Below are 13996 nucleotides of genomic sequence, written 5' to 3'. Positions count from 1 at the left end.
GACGAGGGCTGGGAGAGGGGGTGCGCCGACGGTCTCGAGGCCCTTGGTAGACTCCTCCGTCGGGCCGTGGCCCGTCATCGTGCCCGATCCGGTCTCCGAGCCGGCGTTCTGGAGGAATACCCGTGTCCAATCCCCTCGCCCCCGGCTCCTTCGACGGCAAGCGCGCTCTCGTCACCGGGTCGTCCCGCGGCATCGGCGCCGACACGGTCCGCTACCTGGCCGAGGCCGGAGCCCGCGTCGTCGTCAACTACCGCTCGAAGGCGCCGCGCGCCGACAAGCTCGTCGCGCAGATCGTCGAGGCCGGCGGCACCGCCATCGCCGTCGGCGCCGATCTCACCGACGCCGACTCGCGCGCCGAGCTCTTCTCCCGCATCGAGAAGGAGTACGGAGGACTGGACGTGCTCGTCCTGAACGCCTCCGGCGGCATGGAGAGCAACATGGGGGAGGACTACGCGATGGTCCTCAACCGCGACTCGCAGGTCGCCGTGCTCGACGCGGCGCTGCCGCTGCTCTCCGAGGGCTCCCGTGTCGTGTTCGTCACGAGCCACCAGGCGCACTTCATCCGGACCACGACCACGATGCCCGAGTACGAGCCCGTCGCGCTCTCCAAGCGCGCCGGCGAGGACGCCCTGCGCGAGCGGATCGGTGAGCTCGCCGAGCGCGGGATCGAGTTCGTCGTCATCTCGGGCGACATGATCGAGGGCACCATCACCGCGACCCTGCTGGAGCGCGCGAACCCGGGCGCGATCAGCTCGCGTCGCGAGTCGGCCGGCAAGCTCTACAACGTGCAGGAGTTCGCGGCCGAGGTCGCTCTGGCGGCCGTCGAGCCGATCCCCGCGGACAACACCCGCCTCGTCGGCGACATCTCCGACTTCGCCTGATCCTCACCAGGGGCTGACGCCGGCGCACGGTTCTGCGAGCCTCGACGGATGACTCCCATGGACGGCAGCGGACCGGCATCGGGGGAGTCCGGCGCCGTCGTGGGCGCAGTCCGTCCGCAGGCGGACGCCGGGCGGCGTGAGCATCCTTCTCGATGCCGTCGCGGTGATGGTGAACCGGCGGGAGCGCTCGCAGGAACACCGACGCGCGTTGCGGCGGGCGCCCGGGAGGATCGAGGCGACGGCCGCGTCCGCGGCACGATGACCGTCGATCCGCGGCTACGGCTGGTCACGCACTTCGACACTCCGACCGAGACGTGCGGGTACGAGGACGTCGAGCCGTGGGTGGAGCATTCGCCTATCCGCTGATGACGTGCCGGACCGTCGGGCGGCCTCGGTCCCGGTCCATCCAGCCCTTCCGCCGTTATCCGATAATGCACATTATGTCAGTTCGACCGAAGTCCCGTTCTGCAGGGATGGCGATCGGCTCCCCTCAACGCTCCTGCGACAGGACGTCATCGATCGCCGCCGCGCTCCGATGGCAGACCGGGCGCTTCGACGGTGAGGCCTCGGATCACCGCGGCGACGACCATGCGCTGCGTGAGTTCGGCGCTGGTGTCCACGGGCCACTGGCTCACCGACCCGACGTGCGCCGCGACGACCGCCTTCGCCAGGACGGCGGACTCGACGGCGGGGACGCGGCCGTGCACGGCGGCGAGGGCGGCGAAGCGCTCGCCCAGCTCGCGCGAGACGCGGTCGTCGTCGATCATCATCCGCTCGGCGAACTCCGGGTCCGCGGCAGCGCGTGCCAGGAGCACCGACCGCAGGGAGAACCACTCGCGGCTGGACGGGAGCGCGTCGAGGAGGGAGCGGACGGCGCCGTCGAGGGTCGCCTCGCGGTGCTCCTCCTGCAGCTGGACGTCGAGGGCCTCCTGCAGGCTCCCCCACACTCTCGCGGCCTGCTCCTCGTGGAGTGCGAGGAAGAGCTGGTCGACGCCGGCGAAGTTCGAGTAGAACGCGCCGCGGGTGAAGCCCGCCTGCGCGCAGATGTCCTCGACGCGCTGGCCGATGGTGCCCGTGCTCTCGAAGAGCTCGGCGGCCGCGGCGAGGAGACGTCGTCGCGTCTCGCTCCTCCGCCGGACCGGAGCCTGCTCGCCTGTGACCACGCCCCCAGCCTATTCGGACCCTTGCGCTGAATGGGCCTTTTCAGTACGTTTCGTTCCCAATGCATACCGTATCGAGAACTGGAACGCCCGAACCTCGACGGCGACGGTCCCGGTGGCTGCCGACCGCGACCGTCGTGCTCATCGGGGCGGTCCTCGCCTGGCTGAACCGGGTGGAGTGGTGGGGATGGCTCGTCGTCGCGGCGGCCGCGGTCCTGATCGTGGCCGTCTCGAGGAGATGGCGGCACCGGCACTGGATGCTGCGCACGGCGGCCTGGATCGCGTCCGCAGGGCTCGTCGGAGCCGTCGCCCTCGCCGCGGGTCCTCTCCCGGCGACGCGGACGCTCGCCGGTCCACACACCGCCCCGGTCACGACCCGGCAGGGCGACGTCGTCGGTGTGCACGACGCCGCGGCCGGGGTCGACGCCTTCGCGGGGATCCCTTACGCCGCTCCCCCGGTCGGCCCGCTGCGCTGGGAGGCGCCCCGCCCGGCCCCGCAGCGGTCGGCGACCCTCGTGGCCGACGACTTCGGCCCCTCCGCCGTTCAGCCGGAGCCGACGTTCCTCTCCCGAGCGGCGACCCGCGTGCTCGACCTGCCGCTGGAGGAGACGCTCCTCGGCGGGTACGCGACGGACGAGGACAGCCTCCGCCTGAACATCTGGACGCCGGCCGGCGGGGCGGGCGACTCCAGCCCGGTCCTCGTCTACCTCCACGGCGGCGCGTTCGTCTCGGGGTCCGGCGCCCTCCCCGCCTACGACGGCGCGGCGCTCGCCTCCCGGGGCGCGGTGGTCGTCACCGTCGCCTACCGTCTGGGCGTCCTCGGTTTCCTCGCCGGTGATGTGCTCGGCGGCGGCACCCCGGGGAATCAGGGACTGCTCGACCAGGTCGCCGCTCTGCAGTGGGTGCAGGACAACATCGCCGCTTTCGGCGGGGACCCAGGGCGGGTGACGGTCGCCGGCCAGTCCGCCGGCTCCGGCAGCGCCTGCATCCTCGGGGCCTCGCCGCTCGCCGCCGGCCTCCTCCACGGGATCATCGGGGAGAGCGGAGGATGCCTGGGGTCGGCGGGAGACCGCGAGGACGGCGACCTCTACGACGACGCCGCCACCGCTCGGGAGGTGGCTGCGCGCCTGAGCGAGGCCCTCGGCGGGGCGAGCCTCGCCGAGATGAGATCCCTGCCGGCCGAGCGCATCGTCGCGGCCGCCGCGGGCCTCTCGCAGCACTGGTGGCCCTCGATCGACGGCGTCGTCCTCCCCGACACGCCGCTCGCCGTCTACGAGGCCGGTCGGCAGAACGACGTCCCCCTCCTGCTCGGCAGCAACTCCGACGAGACCTCGCTCGATCTGCTGGGAGGCGCCGACCCGGATCCGGACGCCTACGAGCAGGAGGTGCGCCGGGAGCACGGAGACGACGCGGACCGATTCCTCGCGCTGTACCCGGGTGCCGTCGAGGACCAGGTCGTCGACTCCCGGCTGCGCGCCGGCAGCGACCGGACGATGACCGCCCCGATGCGGCTCTGGGCGCTGACGGCCGCCCGGACCGGGCGGGCGGGCGTCCACGCCTACATCTTCACGCGCACTCCCCCGGAGAGCGGACTCGAGCGGTTCGGCGCGTACCACGGCGCCGAGGTGATGTACGCGTACGGGAACCTCGGGGCGGACGGCGACGCCGACTACACGGACGTCGACCGCCGGCTCGAGCAGGAGATGACCGCGCGCTGGCTCGCGTTCGTCTCCCACGGCGATCCGGACGCCGCCGGCCGCGAGCGGTGGCCGGCCGTCCAGGAGGATCCGGACAGCGTGCTCGAGTTCGGCGACGTCGTCCGGGTCGCCGGGCGCCCGTCCCCCGACGCGGTCGACTTCTGGCTCACGGGGACGGGCTGACGCGGGGGCGCTCCTCGCGGCGGAACCCTCCGGTCAGCGGGGAGCCTCCGCTCAGAGCTGCCCGACGAGGTGCGCCTGCCGGCCGTCGCGCGCGAAGACCGGGATGACGGCCAGCGGCGCGTCGGCGACGATCCACTGCCCGCCCTCGTGCTCGGCGCCCGTCGAGAGCTCCGTCCAGCGCGCCCCGGCGGGCAGGTAGACCCTTCGGGAGACGGCTCCGGCGTGCGTGACCGGAGCCACCAGCAGGTCCGAGCCGAAGAGGTACTGGTCGGCCAGATCCCAGGCCTCCGGGTCCCCCGGGAACTCGTGGAACACCGCGCGCAGCACCGGCTGGCCCAGCTCGTGCGCCTCCCGCATCGCCTCGCGCGTGTACGGGCGCAGGGTCTCGCGCAGATGCAGCAGGCGGGTGAGGATCGGCGTGGCATCCTCGCCGAAGCTCCACACCTCGTTCGCGGCTCCGGTCTCGGCGCGGCGGCTCCCGTCGGCGGCCGTGACCGGGGCCGACGGCGCGCGGTCGCCGTGCAAGCGCATCACGGGGCTGAACGCGCCGAACTGGAACCAGCGCACGAGGAGCTCACGGAACTCCGGATCCGACGGGTCTCCCCCGGCGAATCCTCCGATGTCGGTCGTGAACCACGGGATCCCCGCGACGCCCATGTGGATGCCGGCCGTGATCTGGTGGCGCAGGTCCGCGAAGGTCGAGTGGATGTCGCCCGACCACACGAGCGCGCCGTAGCGCTGGCTGCCCGCCCACGCGGTGCGGACGAGGTTGACGATCGCGGTCTCCCCGCCCTCGCTCTGCCCCTCGAAGAATCCGCGGGAGAACGCCTGCGGGTAGAGGTTGCCGACCTGGACGGCGGGGCCGGCGGCGTAGCGGTAGTTGTCGAAGTCGTAGACGCCGTACTCGGGCTCGGCCTCGTCGAGCCAGAAGAGCCGGATCCCGTGCTCGCCGTAGTTGCGCCGGCACGCCTCCCAGACGAACCTCCGGGCGGCGGGGCTCGTCGCGTCGTAGAACGCGCTCGGACCCTCGAACTGCATGTGCAGGTCCAGGCCCCGCTCGGCCTTGACGAGGAGGTTCCCCTTCTTCATCGCGATGTAGTTCTCGGACTCGACCGACACCTGCGGCCAGACCGAGACCATCAGCTCGATCCCGAGCTCGCGCAGCTCGGCGACCATGGCGGACGGATCCGGCCAGAACTCCTCCTCGAAGCGGAAGTCGCCCATGTGCGGCCAGTGGAAGAAGTCGGCCACGATCACGTCCATCGGCAGGCCGCGGCGCCGGTGCTCGCGGGCGACCTCGAGCAGCTGCTCCTGGTTCCAGTAGCGCAGCTTGCACTGCCAGAAGCCGAGGCCGTGCTCGGGCATCATCGGGACGTGCCCGGTCGCGTCGGCGTAGGCCCGGGTGATGTCGGCCGGGGTCTCCCCCGCGGTCACCCAGTAGTCGAGCTGCTGGGAGGACTCGGCGGACCACTCCGTGCGGTTGGCCGCGAAAGTCGCGCGGCCGATCGCGGGGTTGTGCCAGAGGAACCCGTAGCCGCGGCTCGACAGCACGAACGGGACGCTCGACTGAGAGTTGCGGTGCGCGAGCTCGAGCGTGCAGCCCTTCAGGTCGAGGATGTCCTGCTGATACTGCCCCATCCCGTACAGCTTCTCGTCGGGGGACGTCTCGAACAGCGCGGTCAGCCGGAAGTCGCCGCCCAGGTGCGGACGCTGCTCGCGGGCGCGCAGCTTGAGCGCTCCCCCGCTCCCGAGCTCCCGGAAGAGCAGCTCCCCTCGACGGTCGTAGAAGGAGAGGGAGCAGGAGAGCTCGTGGTAGCCGGTCTGGTACCCGTAGCCCTCCTGCTGCTCGAGGACGACGGTGATGCCGCCGGCGCGCAGCGTCGCCCGCGGTCCCTCGATCGAGACCTCCGGCGCGTGGCGCTCGGCGGCGATCAGCGCCCAGTCGGTGTCGAGGACCTCCCCGGACCGGCGGGCGCGGACCCGGACGCTGTCCCTCCCCCACGGCTCGACGACGACGGTCTCGCCGTCGCCGCGCCAGACGAGGCGGTCCCCCTCGAGCGCGAACGCGTCGGTGTCCATGTGCAACTGCTTCCTCGAGTCGGGCACGGCGCTCAGTCCTTGACCGCGCCGGCGGTGACCCCGGCGGCGACGTAGCGCTGGGCCACGATCAGCAGCACGGCGGCCGGGATGGAGGCGATCACGGCGGTCGCCATGATCCCGTTCCAGTTGGTGGTGGTCGATCCGATGTAGCGGTAGAGGCCGAGGGTGAACGGCACGATGCTGTTGCCCGAGGTGAGCGAGTTCGCGTTGAGGAAGTCGGCCCAGGCGAACAGGAACGAGAACAGGCCCGCGGTCACGATCGAGTTCCGGCTCAGCGGGATGACGATCGAGACGAAGGAGCGCCAGTTGCTCGCACCGTCGATCCGCGCGGCCTCGATCAGCTCGTCGGGGATGCCGAGCATGAAGGCCCGGAGGATGATCACCGCGAACGGCACGGAGGCGGTCGCGTCGGCGAGGATCAGGCCCGGATAGGTGTTGAGCAGCCCCAGCGCGTTGTAGATCGCGAACAGCGCGGTGACCAGGACGATTCCGGGGATCATCTGGGCGAGGAGGAACACGAACATCACGACGCCGGTCCCCCGCACCCGGAACTTCGCCATCGCGAAAGCGGCGGGCAGAGCGATCGCCAGGGTCAGGATCACGCAGCCGATCGAGATCACGAGACTCGTGATGAGGTTCGGCAGCTGCGTCGAGAACGCCTGCACGTACCCGTCGAGGGTCGGGTCGCCGGGGAACAGGCTCGGCGGGGTCTGGATCAGGTTCTGCGGCTTGGTCAGCGAGACGTTGACCATCCAGTAGAGCGGGAAGAGGAGGAAGCCGCAGAGCACGATCGCGATGACCACGTCGATCCCGCGGCGCAGCCCTGTGGTGTGCCGGTTCATCCGAGGTCCTCCTTGCGCTGGGCGCGGATGTAGATCACGCCGAAGACGAGGGCGACGATCACGAGGATCTGGCCGGCCGCCGCACCGACTCCGAACTGCAGGTCGGTGAAGGACTGCTCGTAGGCCCACGTCGCGAGGGTGTGCGAGCTGTTGGCCGGGCCCCCCTTGGTGAGGATCCAGATGACGTCGAACACCTTGATCGTGTAGACGAGGCCGAGGAGGAGCGTGACGGAGGTCACCGGTCGCAGCAGCGGCCAGGTGATGCTCCAGAAGGACCGCCAGCGCGAGGCGCCGTCCAGTGCCGCGGCCTCGTAGAGGCTCTCGGGGATGCCCTGCAGGCCTCCGTGCAGCAGCACCATGTTGAACGGGATGCCCAGCCAGATGTTGGCGATGATGACCGCCCACAGCGAGACGGACGGATCGGTCAGCCAGCCGACCGGCGTGCCGATCGCGGCGTTCAGGATGCCGAACTGCTGGTCGAAGATCCAGCGCCAGGCCGTCGCCGAGACGATCAGCGGCAGGAGCCACGGCAGCAGGATGAGGGAGCGGAACGTCGCCGAGAGCGGGAACCGGCGGCTGAAGAACAGCGCCAGGGCCATGCCGATCGTGAACTGGCCCACCAGCGAGACCACGGTGAAGACCACGGTGTGCCAGGCGATGCTCGCGAAGATCGGATCGGTGACGACCGTGACGTAGTTGTCGAAGCCGACGAAGGGGGCGATCCCGGTCACGAAGGACGACGGTCCGAAGTCCTGGAGGCTGAGGACGACGCCGCGGATGATCGGGTAAACGAAGAAGACGGCGAGGAAGATCACCACGGGCGCCATGAAGGCGGCGGCGGCGAGGCGGAGGTGGGAGCGGGGTCGGCGGCGGGCGGGCGGCCTGGTGGCCGCCCCGCCCGCGACCGGCGCCGTGAGCACGGCGGGGTCGGTCATGCGGCCGCTACTTCAGGCTCGCCGCGGCGTCGTCGAGGGCCGCCTGCGGCGTCTTCGAGCCGGTCAGCGACTCCTGGATCGCGGTCCAGAGCGCCTTCGAGGTGTCGGGGTAGGCGACGCCGAGGTCGCTGGTGCGTCCCTGCGCGACCGAGATGGCCTCCACCCACGGCTGGAGCGCGGGGTCCTCGGTCGCCTGCTCGGCGGCCGCGTCGGCGTACGGCATGATGTACGACTGGCCGGCCGCCCAGGCCTTCAGGCTGTCGGGCTGGATGACGCACTGCGCGAACTCCGTGGCGAGCGTCTGCTTCGCGGCGTCGGAGGCGACCACCTCGACGAACTCGCCGCCGAGCGGGCTCGGTGCCGCTCCCCCGTCCTTCGCCGGGATCGGCACGACGCCGTAGTCGATGCCCGCCTCGTCGAGGGCGGAGAGCTGCCAGGTGCCGTTGACCATCATCCCGAGCTTGCCCGCGAGGAACTGGTCGCGGACGTCCTGCTGGTTGGCGTTGACGTTCGCCTGCGAGGCCGAGCCGCTCTTCACCAGGTCGGTCCAGAGTGCGAGCGCCGAGACGGCGTCGTCGGAGGAGATGTCCTCGAGGGTCGCACCGGAGCCCCAGAAGAAGGGCAGGAACTGGAAGGTGCCCTCCTCGGTGCCGACCGCGGAGAAGCCGAGCCCGGTGACGTCGCCCGCGGTGAGGGCCTTCGCGGCGGTGGTCAGCTCGTCCCAGGTCGTCGGCGGAGTGACGCCGGCGGCCTCGAAGAGCGCCTTGTTGTAGAAGAGCGCGAGGGTGTTCGAGCCGATCGACGAGCCGTAGGTCTTCCCGTCCAGCTGGCCGGCGGCGAGCACGTTCGGGAGGACGTCGCTGGTGTCGAGCCCGGAGGCGGCGTTGTCGACGAGCAGGCCGGTGTCGGCGAACTTCGCGACGTTGGGGTTGTCGAGGACGACCAGGTTCGGCGTGGTCTTCGACGCGGCCGACTGCAGGAGCTTGGTGGTGAGGTCGGGGTCGGAGGTGCGCTCGAGGGTGATCCCGGTCGAGGCCTCGCAGCCGGCCAGGAGCTGGCCGTAGGGGGAGGACGCGTCGTACTGGGTGAAGCTGTCCCAGAGGGTGAGCGACTTCGACGAGTCGTCGCCCGCTCCCTGTGCGCTGCACGCGCTGAGGGCGACTCCGGCGATGAGGACGAGGGAGGCGGCGCCTGCGGCTCGTCGGATGCTGTTCTTCACGGTATTCCTCTCTGAATACGGTCGGAACGAGCGGAGCGCTCGCGCCGGGAAGACCCTCCGGGGGCGCCCGCTGGGGCGGTCCGTCCGGAAGTCGTGGCGAGCCTAACCGAGTCGGAGAACCGGTTCAATAGATTTCGGAGAACCGGTTCACCGATCGCCCGGGGAACGCTCCGGACGACCCGGCGACGTCAGCCGCGCGCCCGCCGCCACGAGGGGACGACGCCCCGGCTGGTGCCAGGCGAGAAGGGCGCGGTGGTGCCGAGGTCCACGACCACCGCGGGCAGCAGCTCCGTCACTCCCGGAGTCGCGGTGCCGGCGAGCTCGTCGAGCACCAGGTCGACCGCCCGCGAGACCATCTCGTCGCCGGGCAGGTCCACCACGGTGACCGGCTGGTCGGCGTGCCGCATCACCGCCTCCGGGGCGATGGTCATGATCGAGCAGTCCTCCGGGACGCGCAGGCCCAGGCCGCTGAGGCGCTGCAGGAACGGCTCGAGCACGCCCGGCCCGTGCGTGACCACGGCGCTCAGGCCGGGGAGCTGCTCCTGCGCCTGCTCGAACCAGTCGTCGACGTCGTCGGTGCTGGGGATGACGGCGCCCCGCACGCCGCGCAGGCGGCACTGGTCGAGGAAGCCCTCGCGGAACCGCAGGGCGAAGGCGTAGCCGCTCTCGTAGGCGTCGGGGCCCATCCCGAGGACCGCGATCTCGACGTGCCCGAGGTCGGCGAGGTGGTCGACGGCGACCCGCGCCGCGCCGTCGAAGTCGAGGTCGATCGCGCTGAACGGGCTGCCCTCGCCCGGGTAGCCGACCAGCGCGGTCGGCAGGCCGATGCTCGCGAGGACCGGCAGCCGGGGGTCGTCCCGGCGGATGTCCATCACGACGAGCGCATCGGCGAGGACGTCGCGCGCGAGCTCCCCCTCGCCCGTGCCCATCATCAGCAGGTCGAAGCCGCGGGCGCGGGCCGCGTACATCGCCGCCCGCACGAAGCGCATGAAGACGTCGACATCGGTCTGCCGCGACTCCGGATCGACGGAGGCGAAGAAGCCGAGGATGTTCGTGCGCCGCAGCGCCAGGGCCCGCGCCATCGGGTCGGGCCGGTAGCCGAGCCGCTCCACGCTCGCGAGCACGCGCAGGCGGGTCGCCTCCGGGAGCTTCTTGTTGCCGGAGAGCACGTAGGACACCGTGCTGCGGGCCACCCCCGCATCGGCCGCGACGTCGCGAATGGTCACCATGGGCTCAGCGTAGTGAGGGCCCGGCGACGGGAGGGCCCGCCGGCGACCCCCTCGACCGGTGGGCAGCAGCGTGCATACCCGGGCGGTCCGGCCGTCCCGCCGTGGGTGGAGAGCCGTCCGCCGCGAGCCGCGCGACGGCGCCGACGGACGCAGGCCGCGGACGAGCAGTCGGTCACGGTTGCGCGTGTATCGACGGGCACGTACGGTCGTCGGGTACCTCGTCGCGAGCCGCGACGTCGGTGCGGCCGCCACACCGGCCGATCCAGCGGCTCGCGGTCACGGGGGCCCACCGCACGGAAGACGGACTCTTGCGCCCCAGCACCGGTACTGCGTCCACGACGCAGCAGCTGCTCTCGCACTGACGTCCCCCGTGCCCGCCCCTCAGGGGCGAGCCGCTGCTCCCTCGGAGCCCGGTGGTCGTCGTGCGCCGACACCGACCACTGGAGCACCGTGCCCTCCACTTCCCGCACCACCCCGCCCGCCGTCGTCCTCCACGACTGCACGTTCGCCTGGCCCGACGGCTCCGTCGTCCTCGACCGCGTCACCGCTGCGTTCGGACGCGGGCGCACCGGTCTCGTCGGCGCGAACGGCGCCGGCAAGTCGACCCTCGTCCGCCTCGTCACCGGCGGCCTCTCCCCCACCGCCGGGAGCGTCTCGACGACGGGACCCGTCGACCTGCTGCCCCAGCGCCTCCGGCGAGGGCCCGACGACACCGTCGCCGATCTCCTCGGGATCCGGCATCGCCTGGACGCTCTGCACGCGATCCTCCGCGGCGACGCGGATCCGCGGCACTTCGAGGTGCTCGCGGACGACTGGGACCTCGAGGCCCGAGCGCTCGCCGCACTCGGCGACGCCGGTCTCGACCTGGAGGAGGCGGACCTGCTGCGGCCGGTCGCGACCCTCTCCGGAGGGCAGGCCGTCCTCACGGCCGTGACCGGCGTCCGGCTGCGCGGTCGGCCGATCGCCGTGCTCGACGAGCCGACGAACGACCTCGACCGGCGCTCCCGAGGGCTTCTGCTCGACCTGGTCGACCGGTGGCGCGGGACGCTCGTGCTCGTCAGCCACGACCGGGAGCTGCTCGAGCACGTCGACGAGATCGCGGAGCTGCGCGACGGGGCGGTCCGCACCTCCGGCGGGACGTTCTCGGCGTTCGAGGAGCGGCTCGCCCTCGAGCAGGCGGCCGCGGAGCGCGATCTGCGCGATGCCGACCGGCTTCTCCGCGCCGAGCGGCGGCAGCGCATCGAGGCCGACACGACCATCGCCCGCCGCGCGCGGGCGGGGGCGCGATCGGCGGAGTCGATGCCCGCGATCCTCGCGAACGCGCGGAGAGGACGAGCCGAGGCGACCGCGGGACGGCTGCGCTCCGGGCACGGGGCCGCGGAGGCGCGGGCGCGCGAGCAGGTCGACGCAGCGTCGCGAGCAGTCCGGGACGACGACCGGGTCCGCCTCGACCTGCCGGACCCCGGGGTCGCGGCCGGGCGCCGGCTGGCAGAGGTGACGGTGCGCGGCCGGACGACGGTGCTCCAGGGGCCGGAGCGGATCGCCGTGGTCGGCGCGAACGGGACGGGGAAGACGACCCTGCTCGAGCACCTCGTCGGGGCGCCGGGTGCGCGGGAGCATCCGCTCGCCGGCACCACGGCCCGAGCGCTGACGGAGCGGGTCGGCTGGCTCCCCCAGCGCCGCGAGGGACTCCTCGACGAGGAGGCCACCGTGCGGGAGCACGTCTCCCGGGCCGCGCCGGATCGTCCTGCGGTCGAGCTGCGGAACGCCCTCGCGCGGCTCCTGGTGCGCGGCGACGTGGTCGATCGGAGGATCGCGTCGCTCTCGGGCGGCGAGCGGTTCCGCGTCGCGCTCGCCGGGCTCGTGCTGGCGCAGCCGGCTCCGCAGCTGCTCGTGCTCGACGAGCCGACGAACGACCTCGATCTCGCCACGACCGACCACCTCGTCGACGTTCTCGCCGCCTGGCGGGGCGGCCTGGTCGTCGTCAGCCACGACGAGGCGTTCCTCGACCGGCTCGGACTCCACTCCCGAGTGGTGCTCGACGCGGAGTGACGGCTGGTCCCCCGGCCCCCGGCGGTTCTGGCCTCGACCGGGCCCCTGCCGCCGGGGAGACTGTCCGGGCCCCTCCCGCCCTCAGCGAACGGACCGACGTGCTCACCGGACTCAGCGCCTTCCCCCTCACACCGCTCCGCGACGACAGCATCGACGAGCGGTCGTTCGCCGCTCTCGTCGAGCGGCTCGCGCGGGCGGGAGTCGACTCGATCGGCGCACTGGGCTCGACCGGCTCGGCTCCGTACCTGGACCGCGGCGAGCGCCGGCGCGCCGCCGAGATCGCCGTCCGCAGCGCCGGCCCGGTGCCGGTCGTGGTCGGGATCGGGGCGCTGCGCACCTCGCAGGTGCTGGCGCTCGCCGAGGACGCGCAGAGCGCCGGGGCGAGCGCGGTGCTCCTGGCGCCGCTCGGCTACCAGCCGCTGACGGACGAGGACGTGCTCGGGCTCTACGAGGACGTGACGGCTCAGCTCTCGGTGCCGCTCGTCGTGTACGACAACCCCGGGACGACGCGCTTCTCCTTCTCCGACGACCTCTACGGGGCCGTCGCCCGGCTGCCGCAGGTCGCCTCCCTCAAGATCCCCGGCGTGCCGGAGGGACCGGGCGCCGCGGCTGCGCGCGTCCGCGAGATCCGGGCGCGGGTGCCGGAGGGGGTCACTGTCGGGGTCTCGGGGGACGCCGCGGGTGCGCGCGGGCTGCTCGGCGGCTGCGACGCCTGGTACTCGGTGATCGGCGGCCTCTTCCCGCGGACGGCGCTGTCGATCGCCCGGGCGGCGCAGTCGGGCGACGAGGCGGCGGCGATCGCGGGATCGGCGCGCCTGCAGCCCGTCTGGGACCTCTTCGCGGAGCACGGCGGCAGCTACCGCGTGGTCGCGGCGATGGCGGAGCAGCTCGGTCTCGCCGAGGCGCGCTGCCTCCCGCGTCCGGTCCGCGGGCTGGATGCACGGGCGCGGGCCCGGGTCGCGGAGGTCCTGGCGGAGCTGGGGCCTGTGCTGGAGTGATCCGCGGGCGGGTCGGCGGGAGGACGGCTCGGACGGCGTGGTCGTTCCGGACAGCCGGAGGGGCGGGCCGGGGATGTCCCCGACCCGCCCCTCCGGCGGAGCACGCGACCTCAGCAGGCCTTGGACGCGCGGTAGGTGTTGCGTCCCGCCGCCACGAACAGCGCGTCGAGGACTCGGGCCTTGCCCGGCGCCACGGAGTAGCAGCTGCCGTCGAAGTCGGCGATGATGTCGGCCTTGCGCTCGACCGTGCTCGACCCGCAGTTGCGGAAGACGAGAGCGCGCTGGCGCAGGACGCCCTCGGGTCCGAGGGTGGCGCCGGTGGCCACCTCCTGGGCTCCGCACGCGTAGTTCCCGGCGTTCACGTACTGTCCGTTCGCGACCTCGGCCGCGGAGGCGGGCGTCGCGACAGCGACGACGCCGACGGAGGCGATGGCGCCCGTGAGGGCGAGGGTGGCAAGAGTTCGTCGAAGAGTCATGGTCGTTTCTCCTTCTGCTTCTCGGTCCCTTCACGCTGGCACCGGTCCGCCGACGAGCGCGAGGAACCTGGGAGCCTTCACACCGGGGGGCCAGACCGGTGCGGGGAAGTGCTCCCGAACGGGGCGAAAGGGTCGGAACCGGCGGGGCGGACGATCAGGAACGGGCCTCTCCTTCGCCTCCTGAGCGCCTCGATCCGCCGCCGATGCGGTCGATGAGCCGCCGA

At 72.5% G+C, this 13996-nt stretch carries 11 protein-coding genes; 4 read left to right on the top strand and 7 right to left on the bottom strand.

Annotated elements, in window-relative coordinates:
- Positions 1-122 precede the first annotated feature (122 nt).
- Entirely contained in the window at positions 123-881 is a 759-nt protein-coding gene (locus tag C5C55_RS01030; protein WP_104232597.1) for an SDR family oxidoreductase, read from the top strand.
- A 512-nt stretch (positions 882-1393) separates the two neighbouring features.
- Here the strand turns inward: C5C55_RS01030 and C5C55_RS01025 are convergent.
- Entirely contained in the window at positions 1394-2044 is a 651-nt protein-coding gene (locus C5C55_RS01025; RefSeq protein ID WP_104232596.1) for a TetR/AcrR family transcriptional regulator, read from the bottom strand.
- Between the two features lie 134 nt (positions 2045-2178).
- Here C5C55_RS01025 and C5C55_RS01020 point away from each other — a divergent pair, with 134 nt between their 5' ends.
- Positions 2179-3921 carry a carboxylesterase/lipase family protein gene (locus C5C55_RS01020; RefSeq protein ID WP_219812978.1) on the top strand — a complete coding sequence of 581 codons (1743 nt, stop codon included), beginning with the start codon at positions 2179-2181 and terminating at the stop codon, positions 3919-3921.
- A gap of 51 nt (positions 3922-3972) precedes the next feature.
- Here C5C55_RS01020 and C5C55_RS01015 read toward each other — a convergent pair whose 3' ends face one another.
- From C5C55_RS01015 to C5C55_RS00995, 5 genes are all read right to left on the bottom strand, one after another.
- Positions 3973-6000 carry a TIM-barrel domain-containing protein gene (locus C5C55_RS01015; protein WP_104232594.1) on the bottom strand — a complete coding sequence of 676 codons (2028 nt, stop codon included), beginning with the start codon at positions 5998-6000 and terminating at the stop codon, positions 3973-3975.
- Between the two features lie 32 nt (positions 6001-6032).
- On the bottom strand, positions 6033-6863 hold the full coding sequence (locus C5C55_RS01010) for a carbohydrate ABC transporter permease (protein ID WP_104222044.1): 831 nt from the start codon (positions 6861-6863) through the stop codon (positions 6033-6035).
- Entirely contained in the window at positions 6860-7798 is a 939-nt protein-coding gene (locus C5C55_RS01005; RefSeq protein ID WP_104225253.1) for a carbohydrate ABC transporter permease, read from the bottom strand. Before C5C55_RS01005 ends, C5C55_RS01010 begins: the two co-directional genes overlap by 4 nt.
- Positions 7799-7805: 7 nt before the next feature.
- Entirely contained in the window at positions 7806-9017 is a 1212-nt protein-coding gene (locus tag C5C55_RS01000; protein WP_104232593.1) for an extracellular solute-binding protein, read from the bottom strand.
- 188 nt (positions 9018-9205) lie between these two features.
- On the bottom strand, positions 9206-10246 hold the full coding sequence (locus C5C55_RS00995; protein ID WP_104222050.1) for a LacI family DNA-binding transcriptional regulator: 1041 nt from the start codon (positions 10244-10246) through the stop codon (positions 9206-9208).
- 450 nt (positions 10247-10696) lie between these two features.
- On the opposite strand from C5C55_RS00995, the gene C5C55_RS00990 reads away from it, so the two are divergent.
- Both C5C55_RS00990 and C5C55_RS00985 read left to right on the top strand, forming a co-directional pair.
- Complete coding sequence (locus C5C55_RS00990; RefSeq protein WP_104232592.1) at positions 10697-12298, top strand: ABC-F family ATP-binding cassette domain-containing protein; 1602 nt, start codon at positions 10697-10699, stop codon at positions 12296-12298.
- Between the two features lie 98 nt (positions 12299-12396).
- Complete coding sequence (locus C5C55_RS00985) at positions 12397-13296, top strand: dihydrodipicolinate synthase family protein (RefSeq protein ID WP_104232591.1); 900 nt, start codon at positions 12397-12399, stop codon at positions 13294-13296.
- Between the two features lie 110 nt (positions 13297-13406).
- Here C5C55_RS00985 and C5C55_RS00980 read toward each other — a convergent pair whose 3' ends face one another.
- Positions 13407-13772, bottom strand: coding sequence for a hypothetical protein (locus tag C5C55_RS00980; protein WP_104232590.1), 366 nt, complete (start codon positions 13770-13772; stop codon positions 13407-13409).
- Positions 13773-13996 lie beyond the last annotated feature (224 nt).

It is taken from the genome of Rathayibacter sp. AY1C2 (genome assembly GCF_002931195.1).
Classification (GTDB): domain Bacteria; phylum Actinomycetota; class Actinomycetes; order Actinomycetales; family Microbacteriaceae; genus Rathayibacter.
This window is presented reverse-complemented; position numbering and strand designations above follow the sequence as displayed.